The organism is Apibacter sp. HY039, from assembly GCF_004023655.1.
GTDB lineage: Bacteria > Bacteroidota > Bacteroidia > Flavobacteriales > Weeksellaceae > Apibacter > Apibacter raozihei.
Genome location: NZ_SAYM01000002.1, coordinates 72,045 through 93,612, shown reverse-complemented (window position 1 = coordinate 93,612; position 21,568 = coordinate 72,045). Strand labels below are relative to the sequence as shown.

Sequence of the window (21,568 nt, the reverse complement as noted above, 5' to 3'; positions counted from 1 at the left end):
TATTCTTTTTTATTAAATTAAAGTAACTGAATTTAAATTAAAGTTGAGGTTTGATTTCCATACCTTCTTTAAGGTTTTGAATTCCGTTAACAACAATTTTATCATTTACATTAAGTCCAGAGTTAACTATAAATGATTGTCCGTCAGAGGCAGGAGTTACATTAATAGTTACCTGTTTAACTTTATTGTCTTTTTGTACTACAAATACAAAAGTTTGTCCTTGTAATTCGAAAGTAACTTTCTGAGGAATTACGATAGCATTTTTTACGGTGCGGTTTATTCTAATTGATCCGGTAGACCCACTTCGCAATAATCCTTGAGGATTAGGGAAGTTAGCTCTGAAATTAGCAGAACCAGTAGAAGTATTTACGATACCGTTTATGGTTTCAAGCCTTCCTTTTTCACTGTATTCTGAACCATCAGCCAATATGAGTTGAATGGGTTCTGCACGGCGTATTTTTTCAGCCTGGTTAGCTCCCGGAGTATCTTTTAAAAAGTCAAGTAATTGTTTTTCGTTCAATGAAAAATATACATATACGTTAGAAGTGTTGGCAACCGTAGTTAATGTGCTTGTACTTCCAACCAAACTACCTAAACGAAAAGGAATAGCTCCTACAATCCCATCTACCGGACTAGTAATATTTGTATAAGATAAATTGGTTCTTGCATTAGCCAAAGCAGTTTGTGCTTGATTTAAAGCAGCTCTTTTAGCTTGTAATGCAAATTTTGCAGCTTCAAGCTGGTATTTACTTACAATTCCTTTTTCAACCAATGGCGTAATTTTTTCAACGTCCATTTGGGCATTGTTTAAATCGGCTGTAGCCGTTTTTATAGCTGCTTCTGCGCTTAGTACATTTTGAGCATATTGAGGTGCATCTAATGTAAATAAACGTTGTCCTTTTCTAACTGAAGCACCTTCGTCAACGTGAATGGTTTTTATAAAGCCTTCAACCATTGGACGAATTTCAATATCTTGTTCTCCTTTTATTGTAGCAGGATAATCGCTGGTTAGTACGGCAGTTTGAGTAGTTACGACTTTAACCGGGTAAGGCATTACCTGGTTTGCCATACCTGCAGCAGCGGCTCCCGACTTTTTATCTCCTCCGCAGGATGTGAAAATTACAGAACCGGCTGTAAATAGCAAGGCTATAATTTGTATTCTTCTGAGTTTCATACTTATTATTTTTCGATATTAATATTATATTTTTTAAATTCTTCCGGATGATTGTTAATAAACTCTTTTTTTGTGTCTTCATCAGACATAAGCAAGGTTATCAAATTTTCCTGAAATTGTTTTTGATGTTCTTTTAATGCTTCAAAAAATGAGTTATTAAATTCTTTAATTATTATTCCGGCATGGTCAACGATTTTTTTACCCTCATCTGTAATATATATCAGACGGGTTCTGGAATCCTTTTTATTAAATTTTCTTTTAATCCACCCTTTTTTCTGAAGTGTTCTCAAAACGGTTGAAGTAGTCATTGGATCTATACCTGCTTTATCGGAAAGATCTTTTTGGGTAACTTCCAGATGATGGGTTTCTCCCCATAAAATTCCGAATAAAAGCAAAAGCTGGCTATGGGTTATATCCAGTTCTCGAAAATTTTTTTTAAAGGCTCTTTGCCAATAATTATTGACTTTCCAAAGCAGAAAACCTGTTTTGTCATTGTCTGTTATATTGGAAAAAAATTCTTTATAATCAGTTTGCATACCTCACATAATTAAAAATTGGAAGTGCAAAGATAATATGTATACTTATAAAAAAAAATTTTATTTTCTGAAAATTAAACTATAAGTATACATATTATATAAGAACTTACTGAAAAATATGAATATCAAATAACAGACCAAAAAGACATTTATGGTAACAAAAAAATGATGTATAATATTCATTTTATTACTTTTCAGTAAGATATAATAATGATCGGTTTGATTTAAAATTTAATAAGTAAATATTTATTATGTTCTATAATTATAACTGATAAATTTGATAGTTTATTTTTATTTATTTTCTGTTGTATTGCCAGCCATATGCACCGTCAATTGAGGGAATGGAATGTTAATATTTTCTTTGGTGAACTGTTCATAAATATTTTCATTAAGATAGTAATAAACATTCCAGTATTCAGAAGACTCAGCCCATACTCTTATAACAAAGTCTATAGAGCTGTCATTTAGTTTTTGTAAACCTACAAATGGTGCTGGTGATTGTAAAATTGAAGGGTTAGAGCTTATTATACTGTTTAAAATTTCTTTTACCTGGGAGAGAGAAGTTCCATAATCAACACCAACAATAATATCAATTCTTCGTTGTTCCTGAGTAGAAAAATTCAAAATATTACCAGTAGAAAGAGGACCGTTAGGAATAAATACTGTTTTATTGTCTGCTGTAGTTAACAAAGTATATAATATACCGATGGATTTAACTGTGCCTTCTTGGCCCTGTGCTGAAATATAGTCACCGATTTTTATGGGTTTATTAAATAATATCATCACCCCTCCGGCAAAATTTCCCAGATTATCTTTCATAGCCATACCTATAGCTAAGCCAGCAGATGCTATTAAAGCGGCAAATGAAGTGGTTTGTATTCCAAGAATGCCAATAATAGACATTATCAACATAATTGTTAATGTGATGTTTACCAGACTTCCTAAAAATGACTTAACGGATTGATCTATTTTTTTTCTTTCAAGAATTCTGTGTACAAGTTTTTCAACCCATTTAATTATGAATTTACCAATGTAATAAACAATTAGGCAGGTAATAATTTTTAACCCTAATTCATAACCCAAATCGATTAATTTATCCATTAATTTTTCCAGTGTGGCAGAACTTACAATTTCTTTTGGGGTAGTTTCTTGTGCTACTTGAAGTATATTCATATTTTAAATAATTTATGTATTTACGGACAAAGCTCAACTAATATGCCATTTGTAGTTTTTAGATGTATGTAAACAAGTATTTTATACCTTACATTTATTAAAAACTAAATTAAATTCTAAAATATTTATTAAACATTTTAGGTTAGGCGAAAATATTTATAAGCAATGACTTTATAATTTCAAAATTGAAAGTAAATTTAAATTTTATAAGTTATTTAATTTCTATAAATTTGTGAAATATTATGGAAAGTAATAGACAAAAAAAAATTAATCAGTTATTGCAGGAAGAATTAGCAGAAATTTTCCGTAAGCAGTCAGCCGATATAGGTCAGGGAATTCTTATTTCGACCACTGGAGTTAAAGTTTCACCAGATTTAGGAACAGCTAAGGTTTATCTTAGTATTTTTCCTCAAAAATATAGGGATCCTCTTATGAAAGAAATTACTGCATTGCAATCACAAATACGAAAAATTTTAGGCAAAAAACTTGCTAAACAGTTGCGACAAATTCCTGAGTTGTCTTTTTATTTAGATACCACTTTAGATGATGTGGAAAAAATAGAAAGAGCTTTAAAGGGAGAAGATGAAAACCCTATTTTATAGTTTGTGAAAAATTTATCATGGTATATAGCTTTTCGATACTTTATTTCTAAAAAAAGTACACAAGCCGTAAGCATAATTATGTACACTTCGTTGATAGCTATTTCTATAGCTACCTGTGCTATGTTTGTAATTTTGTCGGTTTTTAGTGGTTTAGAAAGCTTTAATATCAGATTATTCAGTGATGTTAATCCCGATTTGAAAATACTACCGGCTTCCGGTAAGCTATTAAATAATATACAGAAAATAGAGGCTGTTTTAAAATCTGAAAAAGACATTCAAACTTTTACAAAAGTAATTCAAGAAAAAGTTTACGTTTTATATAACGATAAAGATGAAATAGCCTATTTAAAAGGCGTAGATTCTAATTTTTTAAATGTCGTTAAAATAGATACCTGTTTTCAGGCAGGTAAATTTCCTGATCCTTTGCGTGAAGACGAGGCTGCTTTTGGAACTGCTTTGGCATACAGACTGGGAATGCCTATTGATAATGAGGCTTATTCTTCATTGTATATGCCCAAACCGGGTAGGGGTGTGCTGACTATAGATAATGCATTTGAGAAGACACAGGTACATATGACCGGAATTTTCGCACTCAATGATCAATATGAAAACTATATTTTTGTTCCTATTCAAGTATCTCAAAAATTACTGAATTTACCTCCTGAAAGTGCTTTTTCCATTGAGATCAAAACAAAAACCAGAGATGTTAAGTCTATTCAGTCAAGATTGAAATCAGAATTAGGCAATCAGTATCAGGTTTTAACACGTCAGGAGCAAGATGCTTCTTTTCTGAAAATGATGAAAGTTGAGCAATTATTTATTTATCTTATTTTTATACTGGTCATTATCATTGCATCTTTTAATATGGCAGGAGCTATAATTATTATTATTTTAGATAAGAAACATCAGTCAAAATCATTAATATCTCTCGGATACAGTAGAAAAGGATTGAAAAAGCTTTTCTTTACAATAGGAATTATCATAACTGTATCTGGTGTTCTTTTAGGAATTATTTTAGGTACTGTACTAACCTGGCTACAGGCAGATTATTCTTTAGTCATGGCTAATTCATTTATGCCTTTTCCCGTTAAGTTTGATTCTTATAATTACTTGATTGTGATTTCAACGGTTTTATTTATTGGTTTATTGGTCTCATTTTTATCATCCAGGAAGTTAACTTTTAAATAATAAAAGATTATTATATCAGCTATTTAGAATATTTAAAGTAACACTTATTTACGGATAAAAAACTAATTTTTTAGTATATTTGTATAAAATTCAAAAATTAAGATAAAAAAATAATTATATTAAGTATTTTTAATTAGTGTATATATGAAAAAAGTAAAAAAGGCAATTATACCTGCTGCTGGTTTAGGTACAAGATTTTTACCTGCAACAAAGGCATTAGCAAAAGAAATGCTTCCGATTGTAGATAAGCCTACCATTCAGTTTATTGTGGAAGAGGCTATCAATTCGGGTATAGAAGATATATTAATAGTTACCGGAAAAGGCAAACGTCCTATAGAAGATCATTTTGATTCAAACCCTGAGTTAGAAAATAACTTAAGAGAAAAAAATAAAACCGAATTACTAGAATTGGTAGAAGAAACTACAGGTTTAAACTTACATTTCATTAGACAATCTCATCCCAAAGGTTTAGGACACGCGGTTTTAATGGCTAAAGCATTTGTAGGTAACGAACCTTTTGTAGTAATGTTGGGAGATGATTTAATGCAGGATGAGGTACCTTTAACGAAACAGTTGATCGATGATTATGAAAAAATTCATGCTCCAACTATAGCGGTTATGGAAGTTCCTAAAGAAGAAACATCTAAATATGGAATTATAGCTCCTGAACATTCAGTAGAAGAAGGTTTGTATAATGTACAAAAATTTGTTGAAAAACCTAAACCAGAAGATGCTCCCAGTAATTTGGCTATTATTGGACGATATCTGCTGACTCCTCAAATATTTGAAATTCTTGAAAGTCAGAAGCCCGGTGCAGGTGGAGAAATTCAACTTACTGATGCCATAGATACTTTAAACAAAACACAAAGAGTATTCGCTCGTGTTTTCAAAGGAACCCGCTACGATGTAGGAGATAAATTCGGTTTTTTAAAGACCAGTATACAATATGGATTAAAACATCCGGAAGTCAAAGATAATCTTCACGATTATATCCTAGAACTAGCTAAAGAGCTTGAAAAATCTGAAGAAAAAAAATCTAAAAAACAGCTTGTAAAAGAAAGTAAATAATATAAGAAACTGAAAATTTACAACCTTCCGAACTTTACGGAAGGTTTTTTTTATTAAATTTGCACTTGAATTTTAGCTGTTTATGAAGTTAATTCAATTATATAAATTGAAAATTATTTATTTCTTTTTTGCAATAATGCTTGCTTTTAAGCTTATTGCAGTTCAGGAATTTATTCATATTGAGCAACATAAACAAGAACAAGTACATCAGGATCACTGTTCTGTATGTCAAACAATTTTTCAGATTGGTAAATTTCAGAATGCCGAACCGGTTGAAATTTCTCATTTCTCATTTGTACATACCTCCAATCATACTGAGCTTTATCAGATTCAGTATAAATCAATTTTTATAAACGAAAAGCTTTTTAATAAGCTACACAATCGTCCGCCACCTTTTTGCATATAATTTTATTATTAGTGTCAATTAATTTTTGATGCCTGAAAGATCAGGAAATCAAAAATATAATTATTCGTTATTATTTTTATACAAAAAGATTTATGGCTAAATTAATCAGTGCATTGTTATTGTTGCTTACAACAATAGTACAGTCGCAAACAACCTGTACTTTATCATTATCAGGTTCGGTTACCGATATACATACCGGTGAAGGTTTAGAAAATGCAGAAATAAGCTTGAAAAATACAAAGAACCAGTCTTTGTATAACACCTATACAGATGCTCAGGGAACTTACCGTCTAGAGAATTTATGCGAAGGTACTTATCAGGCAGAACTAAAACATTCAGAGTGTAAAACTAAAGTTTTTCAGGTAAGTATAAATCGGGCAACAATTCGTAATTTTTCACTAGAACATCACGAAAAAGAACTTCAAAATATTATAACCGTTGGAAAAGCGAAAAAGCAAACTACTACTTCAATAGAAAACAAGCTTACTAAAAGTCAAATTAATCAGTATTCCGATACTAATTTAGGTACAGCGTTAACATCCATTGCAGGAGTAAATGCATTAAGTACAGGAAACAATATTGTAAAACCAGTAATTCATGGTTTACACAGCAGCAGAGTTCCTGTATTAAATAACGGAATAAGACAGGAAGATCAGCAGTGGGGGGTAGAACATGCACCTGATATTGATATAAATATAGCCAATTCCATATCTGTAATAAAAGGTGCAGGAGCTCTTCAATATGCGGGAGATGCCACGGGAGGAGTTATTTTGATTGAACCTAAGAAACTTACGACCAAAGATACTCTTATGGGAAACCTTTTGACTTCGTATATTTCTAATGGTAGAGGAGGCAATATTTCTGCTAATATTGAGAAAGGTTGGAAAAATGGTTTTGCCTTACGTTTGCAGGGAACTTATAAAAGGTTGGGAGATTTATCTGCTCCCGATTATATTTTATCGAACACAGGGATTAAAGAAAACGATTTTTCAGCACAATTAGGCTACCATAAGCATAATTGGGGAGTTGAAGGTTTTTTTAGCTTTTACGGTACAGAATCAGGAATATTAAAGTCGGCACATATCGGAAACCTTGAAAACCTGGTTAATGCCATTAATAGCCGACAGCCGACTATAATCAATGATTTTACTATGCGTATAGATGCTCCTAAGCAAAAAATACAGCATAATTTAGCCAAATTTGATACATATTACAATTTTGATTTTGGTAAACTTACGTTTGTCTATGGGTATCAGTTTAATAACAGAAAAGAGTACGATATCCGTAGAACCGAATATAAAAATAAACCTTCGTTAAATCTGGATTTAACCACTCATGATTTTAATTTGAATTTTGATCATGATGAGTTTAATGGATTTAAAGGGAAAATTGGAGTATCGTATGTTTATCAAAAGAACTTTCCTAATGCAGGAACAGGTGTAAGTCCACTTATTCCATATTATGAAAAAAATAATTTTGGTATTTACTTGATGGAAAGCTACAAAGTTAATCAGGCATTAACTTTGGAAGGAGGTTTTAGATATGATTATCAAAAAATTGATGCCTTAAAATTTTATAAAAAGACCCGTTGGAGGGCTTTGGGATATGATAAAAAATATTCTAATTTAATTATAAAAGATACGGGATTAAATTATTTAACCAATCCGGTGCTAGAATTTAATGGATATGCAGCAACTTTAGGAGCCGTTTACAAGTTGGGAGCCGTTAGCGATTTAACTGTGAATTATTCATTAAGCAGTAGAAATCCCAATCCTTCTGAGTTGTTTAGTGACGGATTGCATCATTCTGCTGCAGCTATAGAACTGGGGGATTTGGAGTTAAAAAATGAAAAATCCAATAAGTTTATTGCTTCTTTAAACACTCATTTGCTGGATTACAGGTTGAACATTGATTTCACAATTCATTATAATTATATTAAAGATTTTATAAATCAGGTTCCAACAGGTGCTGAATACACAATAAGAGGAGCATTTCCCGTTTGGCAGTATTTGCAGACCAATGCCGAAATTTATGGAATTGATGTAACCGCTAATTATAATTTTATCCGAAATTTAACTTTAGGATCTAATTTTTCATATCTGCGGGGTAATGACAAAAAAAATAACATTGCACTTATTAGCATGCCACCTGTTAAATGGGTCAACTCTTTAGAATATAAAAATAATAAATGGAATAATTTCTTTGCCAAAATTACTTCTACATCCGTATTTAAACAATCCCATTATCCGGATTATAATTTTAGTATAGATATAGCTAAAAATGGAATTTTGGTACCTACTTTATTAGATATAAGTTCTCCGCCGGCTGCATATCAGCTTTTTGATTTAGCAACAGGTTTTACTTGGGAAGTAACTTCTCATAACAATTTAGATATTTCTTTGACTCTTAGAAATATATTTGATACTTCTTACAGGGACTATATGAACCGTTTGAGGTATTACGCTGATGAAACGGGGAGAAATTTTATCTTAAAATTACAGTATAATTTTTAATAAACAAAAAATGAAAAATATTATAAAATCAATTTCACTGAAAGTAGCTCTATTTTCAGTATTTACAATCTTATTAAGTTTAGCAATAACTTCATGTTCTTCGAGTGACAGAAATGATATTACAGACAGTATCCCTGAACACGAGCATGATGAAATATCTAAAGTAGTATTACAATTCAGAGAAAAAAATTCACCGGCAACGATATACGAAGTTACCTACGAAGTACCGGAAGGCACTACTGTGCTGCCTATTGCCGATGTAAATTTACCTGCTGGAGAATACCTTGTGGAAACCCACTTTTACTCGCCTCATGATGATCATTTTCATGATGTAACAGATGAAATCTTTATTCAGGATGCAGATGATCATTTCGTATTTTATCAAAAACTAAACACATCTAATGTGAGTATCGTTTATGCCGATGATGATAGAATTGATACTTTAGGTAGAAAATTAGGATTTAAAACTGTGTGGACCATACAAGCAGGAGCTACCGGGCAGGTTTATTTATACTTAATGCATCAACCAGCTGAGAAAAAACAGGATGCAGTATCAACGGATGAATTAGGAGGAGAAATTGATCTGGAAGCTCATTATAAAATAAATTTACAATAAAAAATTTTTACTTAATATCTAATAATAACTTGTTGCGAGTCATAAAAAAACTCTTCACATCTTGTGAAGAGTTTTTTTAATTTTTAAATTGAAATTTTTTAATAGTTGTCTCTTATATATTCAAATATTTTTTGCATTTGTAATTTTAAACTAGAGTTAGAATGCTTGAAATTGTTATTCATATAGCTGAATATAAGTATTCTTCCTGTTTTGGTTTTGATGAATCCGCTTAAGTTAAATACTTGTCCCATTGATCCGGTTTTGGCAAAAATATAAGGAGATTTTGCTTTGTAACTATTTTTCAATGTTCCATTTACACCACCAACCGGAAAAAATGATAATAAACGCTCTATAGCAATATCGTGATACATTTCATTTAGCACATACACAAAATCCTTAGGACTGAAATTATTATATCTGGATAGACCGGAACCGTCTACCCATCTAGGTTCCTGAGGGATTTTTGATAAATGTTTTTTTAAAATATGATTAATGACTACTTCACTATTCATTCTTTCATTTACATACAGACTGCTCATAAGTAAAATCTGTTCGGCCAAAAAATTATCACTTACCAGCATCATTCTTCGGTATAAACTATCTGAGGGAATGCTATATAAAATATTAGAGTTTCCTGTAGGAAATGTATTGGTTTTATAAACCTTTTTATTAATTTCACTTTCAATAAGTTTCAGAGTTAAATCCTGTGAAGTAATATAAGGGATTTCATACGTTTTTGGAGTAGAAACATAAAACAGATTATTAGTAAAATCTCTGAAATATTGATGCTTTTCTTTTTTAACTAATGATTGAAAATAAATAGGGGAAACGTTTAAAGTGGACGAAATAGTCACAATATTACCATAGAGAGGAAAAGGTGAACGTTCTGCAGAAAAATATTCTGAATAATCTTCCCAGGACCATCCGGGAGCCCATTTGGAATCATTAAAATTATCCAGATATACAGCAATCGGCAACTTCTGGTTGCTTAAAAAATCAATGACTTTTCTTTGTTTGAAAAAAGGTTCAAGAGTTGTAGGATCTCCTGTACCTGCTATATATAGAGTATCTTGTAAGATTTGGTATTTTAGAGAAGGGATAGAGTCCGGCAAAATTTTTAATCCGGTATATAAGGTCATTATTTTTGTATTTGATGCAGGTATAAAATACTTATCTCCCTGATAATTATAAAGTTCTTCATTTTCAACTGGATCATATAAATTAAAACCTACCCATTGATTTTTATAAAAATCGGAATTAAAATGAGAATCAAGAAACTGAGTTTGGCAGAATACCGGATAATTAACAAATACTATTATTACTATTATTACGTACCTAAGCATGTTATAATTTTTTATTTACTATTATACTTTAATTAATACAAAAATAATCTTTAATTCAGTTTAACTAATATGTAAATCTAAATTTGATTAAAGCTGCTTTTATATTTAACTTTAGGTTTCTTCTTTAAAACTTATAAAATTAGGTATAAATTAAGTGTACCAGAATGTATAAAACCAATGCGTGTAAAGTTAAAAATAGCAACAATGGAAAAGAACGTTTAGCTACAGGATAGTAATTTTGCTTATAGAAATAAATCGTAAAAATGCATTCTAAATTTTCTACTAAAGAAGAATATTTAAAACGGATTAATATAGTTATCGATTATATAAATAATCATTTAGATGAAGATATTGATTTAAAAAAACTGGCAAGTATTTCCCATTTTTCACCCTTTCATTTTCAAAGAATTATGAAGGCCTTTTTAGGTGAACCTCTGGGATCTTTTATTATCCGAACGAGAGTTGAGACTGCAGCTCAATTAATCAGATATACAAATTTGCCACTTAAAGATATTGCCTACAGAATCGGATATAATACACCTTCTTCTTTATCGAAAATTTTTAAACAATATTACGGTATTTCTCCAATCGATTATCGAAAAAATAAAAAATTTACAATTATCAAACCCGTTAGAATTATGGAAAATCTACATCTTGAACCACAGGTGGTATCTATCAAACCCCAGCAAATTATTTATATTCAGTTGTTTGGAGATTATAACTCTTTAGACTATTGCGGAACATGGAAAAAACTTTGGGAATATGTAAAAGAAAACGTTTTATTTTCTTCTGATATAGAGCACATATGTATAAACTATGACGATCCTAAAGTAACGGAACCCGATAAATTACGAACTGATTGTTGTCTTACTATTTCAGCTCATGTTTTGCCTAAGGGTGAAATAGGAGTAAAAGAAATGAAAGGCGGAAAGTATTTAAAAGTCCGGTATCAGGGATCATATAAAAAATTAGGAAATGTATATGATACTATATTTAAATATATACCTGATAACCATTTGAGTCTAAGAAATTCATATAGTTTTGAAAAGTATCTTAACGACCCGGAAAAAGTAAAAGAAGAAGAATTGCTGACTGAACTATACATTCCAATTGAATAAATGTGTTGATATTACAATATCAATTTCAATGATTACCAATAAAAATAAGATGTGTTTAAAATGCATCTTATTTTTATTTATAAATTTATTATTTAGTAAAAAAATTAATTTTGTTACCTATATGAATAATAGTATTTTTATAAGACTAAGATAAATTAAAAGAATGAATATTGAAGAATTCAGAGATTTTTGCCTGCAATTGCCTGGTACAAGTGAATGTTTCCCATTTGATGAGCATACGCTTGTATTTAAAGTTATGGATAAGGTTTATGCTTTAACAAAATTAAACACGGAAGATTTTAGGGTTAATCTGAAGTGTGAACCTTCTTATGCTTTAGAATTAAGAGATTTATATTCAGATATTCAGCCAGGCTATCATATGAATAAAAAACATTGGAATACGGTTAGCTTCGCAGGAGGGATTCCAGATAAAGTATTGAAAACCTTAATAGAACACTCTTACAAAGAAGTTGAAAAAAAATTAACGAAGAAACAAAGAAGTGACCTTCAAAATTTTGGTTAGTTACAAATCTTGTTATACATTAGCATTATGATTATCACTAATTATTTATCTAAAAATATTCCTCTTTTAAGTGAGAATGATACCGTTAAGAAAGCTAAACAAATTATGCTGGACCTAAAACTTACGCATTTAAGTGTACTTAGCCAGGGTAAATTACTGGGAAGCATTAGCTTTGACATTGTAAGTAATCTGGAGGATGATGATTTTATGAAAGATCATTTGATTGAACTGGATAATTTCTATTTATATGAATATGCAACCATTTTCGACTCACTAAGAATATTCAGTGATAACGAAACTAATAGTATTCCCGTAATAGATGCAAAAGATAAATTATTAGGGATAATATCCGAAGAAGATGTGGTTGAAGAACTGGCATCTTATCCCTTTATTGCAGAATTTGGGGTTTTTATGACAATAGCTACACCTATCCAGAAATATTCAATAAGTGAGGTGGCTAATATTGTAGAAAGTAACAACGGACGTATACTAGGATTGCTGGTAACCAATACAGAAGAAGATCGTACATATATAACGTTAAAAATTGCTGCTGAAAATATAAGTTCAATAGGAGACACCTTTGAAAGATTCGGATATCAGATTTCCAATAAATATTTTGAAGATTCAAAGAACGAATTATTGAAAGATCGATTTGATCAGTTACAAAAATTTATGGAGGTTTAGTAAAGATTTAATGACGAAAAAAATGAAAGTCGGAATATACGGGCAGGTTGTCAAAGAAGAAGATCAGGAAATTCTTGTGTCTTTTTTTCAAAAGTTAGAAGAAAAGAAAATAACAATTTTGGTCTGTGATACCTATATCGTAGAACTATATCAGGTTTTAGGATATAAAAATTCCAATTTTATTCCTTTTACTAAAGAAGATGGATTACCACTGGATACAGAACTATTGTTTACTTTTGGAGGAGATGGTACCATTTTATCGGCCATAACATTTATAAAAGATTCCAATATACCCATTATTGGAATTAATACAGGTAGATTAGGATTTTTGGCTACTTTGCAAAAAACAGAAATCTTGAGGGAACTTCCGGATATTTTAGAAGGAAATTACAGCTTGAGTGAAAGATCTTTGTTAGAAGTGCGAAATAACTTTCAGGACTTTCCACCTTATGCAATCAATGAAGCAGCTGTAATGAGAAAGGAAACTACATCTATGGTAACCGTAGATACTTATGTAAATGATGTATTTCTGAATACATTTTGGGCTGACGGATTAATAATTTCTACACCTACGGGCTCCACAGGTTACTCTTTAAGTTGCGGAGGACCTATTATTTATCCGATGGCAGATATCTTTGTTATTACTCCGATAGCTCCCCATAATTTAAATGTCAGACCCTTTATACTTAAAGATGATGTAAGTATCAGGCTTAAAGTTCACAGCCGTTCTCATCAGTATTCTTTATCTCTTGATTCCAGATATCACACTATGAATGAAGAAGACGAAATAGTTATTAAGAGAGCAGACTTTAAAATAAAGATTGTTAAATACAACAATTACTCCTATTATGAAAATCTTAGAGCAAAATTGAACTGGGGTACGGATTCAAGAAATTAACATTCGTATATGTATGTATATCAATTTGTTATGCGTCTTTTGTTTATAAGTTCTTAATATCTTTTAGGCTTTATCCCGATACAGAAGAGAAATATCTATAATTTTATTTCTGTAAATAACGCCTTATAAATAACGCTCAATTGTTTAAGGTTAAGCACACTAAATAAAATCCTTTACGATTTTTAAAGTAAAAAACCAGAAGAATATGAAAAATTTAACTAAAATATAATTCTTCAGGAGTGTTGTCGCCTTATATGAAGTAAAATTTAGAAATAATAATATATAGTTTGATTATGTCAATATTTGATAGAAGAATTAATTATAAACCATTTGAGTATCCGGAGGTATTACAATTTACCGAAGCTATAAACCGTGCTTTCTGGGTACACTCAGAAGTAGATTTTACAGCAGATATTCAGGATTTTCATTCACATCTGGATGATAGTGAAAGAAATGCTATTAAAAACAGTTTACTGGCAATTGCCCAGATAGAGGTAGCTGTCAAGACTTTTTGGGGGAATATTTACCAACATTTTCCTAAACCGGAGTTTAATGGATTGGGAAGTACATTTGCAGAGTGTGAATTCAGGCACTCTGAAGCATATTCCCGTTTGCTTGAAGTATTGGGTTATAATAATGAGTTTGAGAAGCTACTTACCATCCCGGTAATTAGGGAAAGAGTAGAATATCTTGATAATGCCCTGAAATATGCAAAATCAGACGACCGTAAAAAATACATTATCTCTCTAATATTATTTACCATCCTTATTGAAAATGTATCTCTTTTCAGTCAGTTTGCTATTATTTTGTCCTTTACACGTTTTAGAGGGCTAATGAAAAATGTAAGCAATATTATTGGTTGGACTTCTGTAGATGAACAGGTTCACGCTAATGCTGGTATTTATATTGTGAATAAAATAAAGGAAGAGTTTCCTGATTTCTTCGATGAAGATATGATTCGCCACGTAAGAGAAACAGTTGTTAACTCCATAGATATTGAAGGAAGGATTCTTGACTGGATTTTTGAAAGTGGTAATATATCTACCATTGAAAAAGAAAATTTGTTAAACTTTATGAAGTTCAGAGTGGATGAGAGTTTAAAACAAATAGGAATAGAACAGCTTTATTATATTTCAGCCGAACAATACAAACCGATGGCTTGGTTTGAAGAAGAGGTTTTTGCTAATAGTCTGGATGATTTCTTTGCAAAAAGACCTACCGAGTATACCAAACATGATAAGAGTATAACTGAGAATGATTTATTTTAAATGGGTGATTTTTATTTAGTAAAAGCCAGTTTTATTTATCTGGAATTTCAGGCAAGTATAGAAAGAGAAATTCCGGTAAAATTACAAGATAGAGAAAGACATCTTCAGATTTTAAGTGAATTGGAAGAAATTCTATCGGTTTATTTACAGAATTTTAAATTCAGTGAATTTTACGAAATGCCATTTCTTGATACGGAAGGAAAAGATAACGGGTATTTTATCAGAAAGCTGGCTTCTCATAAAGAGTCAGGATTAAAAGGAAAACTAGAATTAATGGTTAAAAGATTAGATTAAAGATATGAATGAAAAACTTTGGTGGAGGAACTCGGAAAGTGAGCAAATTTTAAACAGAGGATATCTCTTAAAAGGTGAAACTGTTGAAGGAGCTATAGACAGAATTACATCCGCCGCAGCCCAGAGATTATATAAACCTGAATTAAAAGAAGCATTTCAGGAAATGATAGAAAGAGGATGGATGAGCCTTAGTTCTCCTATTTGGGCAAATATGGGAACACAGAGAGGTTTACCTATTTCCTGTTTTAACGTTCATATACCTGATAGTATTGAGGGCATTACCCATAAATTGGGAGAAGTAATTATGCAGACGAAAATTGGAGGCGGAACTTCCGGTTATTTCGGGGCTTTGAGAGAAAGAGGATCAGCGGTTTCAGATAATGGAAAAAGTAGCGGTGCGGTGAGTTTTATGAAATTATTTGATACCGCTATGGATACAATTTCTCAAGGAGGTGTACGGAGAGGAGCTTTTGCTTCCTATCTGGACATTGACCATCCGGATATAGAAGAGTTTTTAACAATCAAAGATATTGGAAATCCTATCCAAAACCTGTTTTTCGGGGTTTGTGTTCCTGATTACTGGATGCAGGAGATGATTGATGGAGACATGGATAAAAGAAAAATATGGGCGAAAGTACTTGAAAGTCGTCAGCAAAAAGGCCTGCCTTATATTTTCTTTTCAGACAATGTAAATAAAAATAAACCGCAGGTTTATAAAGACGAAGGCTTAATTATCAGATCATCAAACTTATGTTCAGAAATTATGCTTCCTTCATCATTCGATGAATCCTTTATTTGTTGTTTATCTTCCATGAATCTGGAACTATACGATGAATGGAAAGATACAGAAGCCGTGAAACTGGCAATATTCTTTTTAGATGCCGTATTACAGGAATTTATTGTAAAAACGGAAGGAAATTATTATCTGGAACCGGCAAATAAATTTGCTAAAAGACATAGAGCTTTAGGGTTAGGGGTTTTAGGATGGCACTCTTATTTACAAAAAAATATGATTCCATTTGAAGGAATGGAAGCCAAACAAAAAACAGTAGAAATATTTAAATATTTACAAGATAAATCCAACAAAGCAACTGAAGATTTAGCCAGAATATATGGTGAGCCTGATTTACTTAAAGGATATGGAAGAAGAAATACAACATTGTTAGCTATTGCGCCAACAACCTCATCTTCTGCAATTTTAGGACAGACATCACCAGGTATAGAGCCATTTAGTTCCAATTATTATAAGGCAGGATTATCCAAAGGAAATTTTATGCGTAAAAATAAGTATTTGGATAAGTTATTGACTGAAAAGGAAATAAACAACGAGGATACTTGGAGAAGCATCATGCTTAATGGAGGAAGTGTACAGCATATTAATGAACTTTCTTTTGAAGAAAAGCAGGTATTCAAAACGTTTAAAGAGATTAGTCAGCTGGAAATTATTCAACAGGCAGCCATCAGACAAAAATATGTAGACCAGTCCCAGTCTTTAAATTTGAACATTCCGGCAGAACTACCTGTGAAAGATGTTAACCGATTAATCATAGAAGCCTGGAAGTTAGGTATTAAAACATTATACTATCAGCGCAGTCAGAGTGTAGCTAAGGAAATGGTAGTGAATTTGGTGAGTTGTAGTAGTTGCGAATCATAAAATTTTTTCTATAAACTAAGAAAAGATTGCTGTAACGCAATCTTTTTTAGTTTATATGAAGTTATTTATTAAAATAAAAAAATGTCGTAAATTTGTATTAGTTTCTATAACCATTGTATCTTTTAGATTATAGGCTCATTAAGATATGAAAGATTATTATAAAATATTAGAAATTACTCCTTCAGCAACTTTTGAAGATATAAAAAAAGCGTACAGACGTTTAGCTTTTAAATTTCACCCGGATCGCAATGGTGGTAATCTGGAGTTTAATCAGTTATTCATAGAAATAAATCAGGCATATAAAACTTTATCGCACGAGACTACTCGTAAACGATACGATATGAGTTACAGAGTGCGGATGGCAAGAGAATTAAAACCGGTAACTCCTCAGCTTTTTTTAGAAAAAATGGAATCTATAAGAACATTTATTTATAAAAAAGGAAAAAATAAAATCAGTGAAACGGCTTTATTCAGAGGATTAAATACGATACTTTCTGATAATAATATCCGATATCTTATTAATCAAAATAACTCAGATATAAACAAACAAATCATTAATGAATCATTAAAATGTTGTGATTTTATATCAGGTGAACATATGCTATCTATAACTTCAAGGTTAGAAATACTAGCGGGTAAAAATGAGATTGAAATCAGCCGTATACAAGAATATAAAGATGCTCATAAGATGATGAAGTCTAATTATTTAATGGAAATATTAGTTAATTTTTCTCATAAAGTAAGCACTATATTCCGTTAATGTATATTGCTTTTTTTAATTCCTAAATATTTATCAACGCCCTGTGGACAATATATGATTTTATTTCTTCGGGTATGTTTAATAAGTGAAAAACTGTTTTTATCAATTGTAGGAGTATTAGAATTAAAATGATATATAATTCCGCAATTTTGTAATTTTTTTCCCCAAACACTGCTAAAAAGTAATCGTTGGCAAAAATCTGAATCTTCACCTGCATATTCATTAAATTGTTCATTAAAACCGTTTATATCAATAAAATCTTTTTTCCAGTATGAAAGGTTATTTCCGGTCATGTCATTGGATAAATACTCTGTAGGTTTATGAAACCGATTAAAAAAAGGTAAATAAATATTATTTATTCTTTTCTTAATTTTCCCTGAAAATAAACTAAATGTATATATATCATTTTTAATAATATAATCTGTTTTTTTTTGATTAATAGGAATGATTGTTCCAAAAAGGAATGTATTATATTTACGACTATGAATATGGTCTTTAATAAAATGTTTATGCAGTATACAATCATCATGGATTTGTATTATGTATTCAGATTTACATTTAGCAATTGCTTTATTTAAAATTTCAGCTTTTAGTAACTTATTACCACTTTGTTTAATATGAATAACCGGTATTTTAGTTTTTAATGTAAAAGCAGAGATTATGATTTCTGACTCGTAGTTTGAACTACAATCAGCTATTATAATTTCATCTGGCAATAAAGATTGTATGTTTATACTTTTTAAAACCAGATTCAGTATATCGGAATTATTATAAGTACTAATAACAAGCGATGTGGACGTTTTCATTTTAACACTATCAAATTATAAATAAAAAATAAATATTTCAGTCTTAAAGGTAATAATTATGAGATAACTTTACAATTATTTATAATAGTTTTATTCTGTATTTTTATTTAATAGCTTGCCGTTAGTTAAAATTATGAAAAAGTTTAATAAAAAAACTCCTGAAAATTATCACTATATTTACTTAATTAAGTTGAACCGCAAATTATGAAAAAGAATTTTTTAATACTAGCGACATTAGGAATAATTTTGTCTGGAGCTCATTTAAATTCTCAAACAAAAAATACTAAATCGGAATCTGTAAAATATAAAAAATCATGGTTAATCTATGGACCCAAATCATCAGCCAAAGTAAAAGATTTATTTTTCACTAAAACAGGTTTTAAATTACCGCAGACTGTAGGCTCAATAAATTCTATTGCAGGTTATACAAGTTTTGAACCTATAGAAGGTGCAGGCAATATATATACATGGGATTTTACCAATGGCTTTCAAATTAGTGTAATATCTGAAACAGGAGGGAAGCCGGGTAGCTCTGACTTAATATCTCTGGTTAGTTTTAATTTTGGAGGTTTAAATTCTTTAGAGTTAGGCAATGGTTTAATTTTACATAAAAGTACATTATCCGGTATTCAAAAAATATATGCCAATAAGCTTGTTAAATACAAAAATTCAGCTGCTTATAAAATGAATGATGGTAATATTTATGTATCGTTTTATTTTAACACAAAGAATATATTAACCAGTCTCTCTATATCCAACTATGATCTTGAAATATAATTTATATTTAAAATATCTATCAATGAAAAACGTTATCAGTTTATTTTGCATATTTTTATTAACAGGGAGCTCTTATTCTCAAAAGCATGCAGATAAAGTTATCACTATAAATGAACAAAAAAAAGCTTCTGCATGGGTAGACTCAACTTATAATTCACTTACTTTGGATGATAAGATAGCTCAGCTATTTATAGTTGCAGCCTATGTAAACAAAGATTCAAAACATATTGAAGAAGTTACACATTTGGTTGAGAAAGAGCATATCGGAGGATTGATATTAATGCAGGATGATATTCTTAAACAGGTTCGCTGGGTAAATAAATTGCAAAATAATGTAAAAGTACCCTTACTGATAGGTGTAGATGGAGAGTGGGGGCTGGCTCAGCGTTTTTCTGAAACAATAAAATTCCCCTGGGCTATGACATTAGGAGCTCTTACCAATGATACATTAGTATATCAGGTAGCTACTAAGATTGCCAAGCATTGTAAACGTGCAGGTATAAATTGGGATTTTGCTCCTGTAGTAGATATCAATATCAATCCCAATAATCCTATCATAGGAAACCGCTCGTTCGGTTCTGATAAATATAACGTTGTAAGAAAAGCTAATGCCTACATAGAAGGTTTACAGAGTCAAAAAATTCTTTCATCTGCCAAGCATTTCCCAGGTCATGGCGATACTGATGTAGACAGTCATTTAGGAATGCCCGTATTAAATCATTCACGTGCAAGATTCGATTCATTGGAGTTATATCCTTTTAAAGAACTTATTAAGAAAAATGTAGAGGGTATTATGGTAGCCCATTTAAATGTACCTGCTTATGAGAAAAATAAAAAAATACCAGCTTCTTTATCCTATGAAATTATTACTAAATTATTAAAGGAGCGTCTCGGTTACAAAGGTATGATCATTACAGATGCACTGAATATGCAGGGAGTAGCTAAAAATTTTCCTTTTGGAGAAATGGATTATCTTGCATTTAAAGCAGGAAATGATATATTACTATTTTCCCAAGGAGTTAAAACAGGGAAAGAAAAAATTAAAGATGCACTTGTAAAAGGAGAAATACCTATGAGCCGACTGGAGGAAAGTGTTAAAAAAATATTATTTGCTAAATACCATGCAGGATTGTGTAATTATCAACCAATTTCTGAAACCAACCTTATAAAAGATTTAAACGATAAAGAATCTGAGGTTTTAAAAGAGAAGGTTTTTACAGCTGCATTAACAGAATTAAAAACCGATAAGAATCATTATCCTTTAAATAAAAAGAAAAAATACCTGTTTTTACCACTCGAAGATGGAGATTACCATTTATTTTATAGAAATTTAAAAGATAAATACCCTATACTTCAGCAGGTAACCTTAGAGCAGCTATCGAGTGGAAAATATGATTCTAAAGAATTTGAATTGATCATAGGTATTTTTAAAGATACCGAAACCACAGTTTATTATTCACATAAATTATCAAATGTATCAAAAAATGCCATAAACAGCTTATCTAAAAAATATTCAACTACATTATGTAATTTCATTAGTCCTTACAGTTTAAACGGAATTAACCTGGATCACATAAAAAATATTTTTTTGACTTATCAGAATAACAACTATACTCAAACATCAATTATCAATATTCTGGATGGAAGTTTAAAAGCTCAAGGAAAAATACCAATAACTATTGGTAAATAATCAAACTAAAAAAAACAAATATCTGTCCGGATATTTGTTTTTTTTAGTTATTATTTTTTTATAAGAACTTCATCTTCATTGATTGTTATATTGTGATCGAGATAATAAAGCTTACCATGATCAACTTTAAACTTAAAATTAAATTTGTCTAAAGATAATATGGTTTTATCAGCATTCCATGTATATATTCCTTCTTCTTTTATAGTACTTTGGGAAGATTTTTCTTCCCCAATCAGATGTATAGTCAAAGAATAATGATGATTATCCATAATAGTTAAAACAACACTTTCACAGTCGTCACAAGAAATTTCTCCTGAATATGTCCCATAAATAGATTGAGCTGAAGTAACAGAATCTTGATTTGAGATTAAAGGATTAATTGTTTTTTTATTATCTGAACAACTGGATATAAAAAGTAATGTAAAAAATACTGATGAAAATTTATTCATGATTATTATATTTTATAAGAACAATAGT

Annotated in this window: 22 protein-coding genes; 16 read left to right on the top strand and 6 right to left on the bottom strand. The window is 30.6% G+C overall.

The window, feature by feature from the left end:
• Positions 1-37: 37 nt before the first annotated feature.
• From EQ921_RS04470 to EQ921_RS04460, 3 genes are all read right to left on the bottom strand, one after another.
• Positions 38-1,174, bottom strand: a complete 1,137-nt coding sequence (locus EQ921_RS04470; RefSeq protein WP_128152996.1) for an efflux RND transporter periplasmic adaptor subunit — start codon at positions 1,172-1,174, stop codon at positions 38-40.
• A 5-nt stretch (positions 1,175-1,179) separates the two neighbouring features.
• Positions 1,180-1,710, bottom strand: a complete 531-nt coding sequence (locus EQ921_RS04465; RefSeq protein WP_128152995.1) for a MarR family winged helix-turn-helix transcriptional regulator — start codon at positions 1,708-1,710, stop codon at positions 1,180-1,182.
• 291 nt (positions 1,711-2,001) lie between these two features.
• Positions 2,002-2,883 carry a mechanosensitive ion channel family protein gene (locus tag EQ921_RS04460; RefSeq protein ID WP_128330750.1) on the bottom strand — a complete coding sequence of 294 codons (882 nt, stop codon included), beginning with the start codon at positions 2,881-2,883 and terminating at the stop codon, positions 2,002-2,004.
• Positions 2,884-3,125: 242 nt separating this feature from the next.
• Here EQ921_RS04460 and rbfA point away from each other — a divergent pair, with 242 nt between their 5' ends.
• From rbfA to EQ921_RS04430, 6 genes are all read left to right on the top strand, one after another.
• Positions 3,126-3,485 carry a 30S ribosome-binding factor RbfA gene (gene rbfA / locus EQ921_RS04455; RefSeq protein WP_128152993.1) on the top strand — a complete coding sequence of 120 codons (360 nt, stop codon included), beginning with the start codon at positions 3,126-3,128 and terminating at the stop codon, positions 3,483-3,485.
• A 3-nt stretch (positions 3,486-3,488) separates the two neighbouring features.
• Positions 3,489-4,673: an ABC transporter permease gene (locus EQ921_RS04450; RefSeq protein WP_128152992.1), complete on the top strand. Its 1,185-nt coding sequence runs from the start codon at positions 3,489-3,491 to the stop codon at positions 4,671-4,673.
• Positions 4,674-4,817: 144 nt separating this feature from the next.
• Positions 4,818-5,741 (top strand): UTP--glucose-1-phosphate uridylyltransferase GalU, encoded by a 924-nt coding sequence (gene galU / locus EQ921_RS04445; RefSeq protein ID WP_128152991.1) that lies wholly within the window; start codon positions 4,818-4,820, stop codon positions 5,739-5,741.
• 82 nt (positions 5,742-5,823) lie between these two features.
• Entirely contained in the window at positions 5,824-6,147 is a 324-nt protein-coding gene (locus EQ921_RS04440; protein ID WP_128330749.1) for a hypothetical protein, read from the top strand.
• 92 nt (positions 6,148-6,239) lie between these two features.
• A complete protein-coding gene (locus EQ921_RS04435) occupies positions 6,240-8,660 on the top strand; it encodes a TonB-dependent receptor (protein WP_128330748.1) in 2,421 nt (806 codons plus the stop codon).
• A 10-nt stretch (positions 8,661-8,670) separates the two neighbouring features.
• Positions 8,671-9,276: a hypothetical protein gene (locus tag EQ921_RS04430; RefSeq protein WP_128330747.1), complete on the top strand. Its 606-nt coding sequence runs from the start codon at positions 8,671-8,673 to the stop codon at positions 9,274-9,276.
• 98 nt (positions 9,277-9,374) lie between these two features.
• Here EQ921_RS04430 and EQ921_RS04425 read toward each other — a convergent pair whose 3' ends face one another.
• On the bottom strand, positions 9,375-10,619 hold the full coding sequence (locus tag EQ921_RS04425; protein WP_128330746.1) for a D-alanyl-D-alanine carboxypeptidase: 1,245 nt from the start codon (positions 10,617-10,619) through the stop codon (positions 9,375-9,377).
• A 263-nt stretch (positions 10,620-10,882) separates the two neighbouring features.
• Between EQ921_RS04425 and EQ921_RS04420 the strand changes: the two genes are divergently transcribed.
• The 8 genes from EQ921_RS04420 to EQ921_RS04385 all read left to right on the top strand — a co-directional run bounded on the left by EQ921_RS04420 (position 10,883) and on the right by EQ921_RS04385 (position 17,818).
• On the top strand, positions 10,883-11,737 hold the full coding sequence (locus EQ921_RS04420; RefSeq protein ID WP_128152986.1) for a GyrI-like domain-containing protein: 855 nt from the start codon (positions 10,883-10,885) through the stop codon (positions 11,735-11,737).
• 163 nt (positions 11,738-11,900) lie between these two features.
• On the top strand, positions 11,901-12,260 hold the full coding sequence (locus EQ921_RS04415; protein WP_128152985.1) for an MmcQ/YjbR family DNA-binding protein: 360 nt from the start codon (positions 11,901-11,903) through the stop codon (positions 12,258-12,260).
• Between the two features lie 27 nt (positions 12,261-12,287).
• Complete coding sequence (locus EQ921_RS04410; RefSeq protein WP_128152984.1) at positions 12,288-12,944, top strand: CBS domain-containing protein; 657 nt, start codon at positions 12,288-12,290, stop codon at positions 12,942-12,944.
• A gap of 22 nt (positions 12,945-12,966) precedes the next feature.
• Entirely contained in the window at positions 12,967-13,842 is an 876-nt protein-coding gene (locus EQ921_RS04405; RefSeq protein ID WP_228427634.1) for an NAD kinase, read from the top strand.
• Between the two features lie 293 nt (positions 13,843-14,135).
• Positions 14,136-15,110, top strand: a complete 975-nt coding sequence (locus EQ921_RS04400; RefSeq protein ID WP_128152982.1) for a ribonucleotide-diphosphate reductase subunit beta — start codon at positions 14,136-14,138, stop codon at positions 15,108-15,110.
• Positions 15,111-15,404, top strand: a complete 294-nt coding sequence (locus EQ921_RS04395) for a hypothetical protein (RefSeq protein WP_128152981.1) — start codon at positions 15,111-15,113, stop codon at positions 15,402-15,404. It abuts the gene before it with no gap.
• A 4-nt stretch (positions 15,405-15,408) separates the two neighbouring features.
• Positions 15,409-17,058: a ribonucleoside-diphosphate reductase subunit alpha gene (locus EQ921_RS04390; RefSeq protein WP_128152980.1), complete on the top strand. Its 1,650-nt coding sequence runs from the start codon at positions 15,409-15,411 to the stop codon at positions 17,056-17,058.
• A 145-nt stretch (positions 17,059-17,203) separates the two neighbouring features.
• Positions 17,204-17,818, top strand: a complete 615-nt coding sequence (locus EQ921_RS04385; RefSeq protein ID WP_128330745.1) for a J domain-containing protein — start codon at positions 17,204-17,206, stop codon at positions 17,816-17,818.
• On the opposite strand, the gene EQ921_RS04380 is transcribed toward EQ921_RS04385, so the two are convergent.
• The gene (locus EQ921_RS04380) at positions 17,815-18,624 is read right to left on the bottom strand and encodes a glycosyltransferase (RefSeq protein WP_128330744.1); all 810 of its coding nucleotides are present in this window, start codon (positions 18,622-18,624) and stop codon (positions 17,815-17,817) included. The two genes, EQ921_RS04385 and EQ921_RS04380, sit on opposite strands and share 4 nt — an antisense overlap.
• A gap of 204 nt (positions 18,625-18,828) precedes the next feature.
• Between EQ921_RS04380 and EQ921_RS04375 the strand changes: the two genes are divergently transcribed.
• On the top strand, positions 18,829-19,401 hold the full coding sequence (locus tag EQ921_RS04375; RefSeq protein ID WP_128330743.1) for a hypothetical protein: 573 nt from the start codon (positions 18,829-18,831) through the stop codon (positions 19,399-19,401).
• Between the two features lie 22 nt (positions 19,402-19,423).
• The gene (locus tag EQ921_RS04370; RefSeq protein WP_164875579.1) at positions 19,424-21,091 is read left to right on the top strand and encodes a glycoside hydrolase family 3 protein; all 1,668 of its coding nucleotides are present in this window, start codon (positions 19,424-19,426) and stop codon (positions 21,089-21,091) included.
• 50 nt (positions 21,092-21,141) lie between these two features.
• Here the strand turns inward: EQ921_RS04370 and EQ921_RS04365 are convergent, their stop codons facing one another.
• Positions 21,142-21,540 carry a copper resistance protein NlpE N-terminal domain-containing protein gene (locus EQ921_RS04365; protein WP_128330741.1) on the bottom strand — a complete coding sequence of 133 codons (399 nt, stop codon included), beginning with the start codon at positions 21,538-21,540 and terminating at the stop codon, positions 21,142-21,144.
• Positions 21,541-21,568 lie beyond the last annotated feature (28 nt).

Coding starts and splice junctions, on each gene's coding strand:
- EQ921_RS04470 (WP_128152996.1), bottom strand. CDS start 1,174: ATGAAACTCAGAAGAATACAAATTATAGCCTTGCTATTTACAGCCGGT.
- EQ921_RS04465 (WP_128152995.1), bottom strand. CDS start 1,710: ATGCAAACTGATTATAAAGAATTTTTTTCCAATATAACAGACAATGAC.
- EQ921_RS04460 (WP_128330750.1), bottom strand. CDS start 2,883: ATGAATATACTTCAAGTAGCACAAGAAACTACCCCAAAAGAAATTGTA.
- rbfA (WP_128152993.1), top strand. CDS start 3,126: ATGGAAAGTAATAGACAAAAAAAAATTAATCAGTTATTGCAGGAAGAA.
- galU (WP_128152991.1), top strand. CDS start 4,818: ATGAAAAAAGTAAAAAAGGCAATTATACCTGCTGCTGGTTTAGGTACA.
- EQ921_RS04440 (WP_128330749.1), top strand. CDS start 5,824: ATGAAGTTAATTCAATTATATAAATTGAAAATTATTTATTTCTTTTTT.
- EQ921_RS04435 (WP_128330748.1), top strand. CDS start 6,240: ATGGCTAAATTAATCAGTGCATTGTTATTGTTGCTTACAACAATAGTA.
- EQ921_RS04430 (WP_128330747.1), top strand. CDS start 8,671: ATGAAAAATATTATAAAATCAATTTCACTGAAAGTAGCTCTATTTTCA.
- EQ921_RS04425 (WP_128330746.1), bottom strand. CDS start 10,619: ATGCTTAGGTACGTAATAATAGTAATAATAGTATTTGTTAATTATCCG.
- EQ921_RS04420 (WP_128152986.1), top strand. CDS start 10,883: ATGCATTCTAAATTTTCTACTAAAGAAGAATATTTAAAACGGATTAAT.
- EQ921_RS04415 (WP_128152985.1), top strand. CDS start 11,901: ATGAATATTGAAGAATTCAGAGATTTTTGCCTGCAATTGCCTGGTACA.
- EQ921_RS04410 (WP_128152984.1), top strand. CDS start 12,288: ATGATTATCACTAATTATTTATCTAAAAATATTCCTCTTTTAAGTGAG.
- EQ921_RS04405 (WP_228427634.1), top strand. CDS start 12,967: ATGAAAGTCGGAATATACGGGCAGGTTGTCAAAGAAGAAGATCAGGAA.
- EQ921_RS04400 (WP_128152982.1), top strand. CDS start 14,136: ATGTCAATATTTGATAGAAGAATTAATTATAAACCATTTGAGTATCCG.
- EQ921_RS04395 (WP_128152981.1), top strand. CDS start 15,111: ATGGGTGATTTTTATTTAGTAAAAGCCAGTTTTATTTATCTGGAATTT.
- EQ921_RS04390 (WP_128152980.1), top strand. CDS start 15,409: ATGAATGAAAAACTTTGGTGGAGGAACTCGGAAAGTGAGCAAATTTTA.
- EQ921_RS04385 (WP_128330745.1), top strand. CDS start 17,204: ATGAAAGATTATTATAAAATATTAGAAATTACTCCTTCAGCAACTTTT.
- EQ921_RS04380 (WP_128330744.1), bottom strand. CDS start 18,624: ATGAAAACGTCCACATCGCTTGTTATTAGTACTTATAATAATTCCGAT.
- EQ921_RS04375 (WP_128330743.1), top strand. CDS start 18,829: ATGAAAAAGAATTTTTTAATACTAGCGACATTAGGAATAATTTTGTCT.
- EQ921_RS04370 (WP_164875579.1), top strand. CDS start 19,424: ATGAAAAACGTTATCAGTTTATTTTGCATATTTTTATTAACAGGGAGC.
- EQ921_RS04365 (WP_128330741.1), bottom strand. CDS start 21,540: ATGAATAAATTTTCATCAGTATTTTTTACATTACTTTTTATATCCAGT.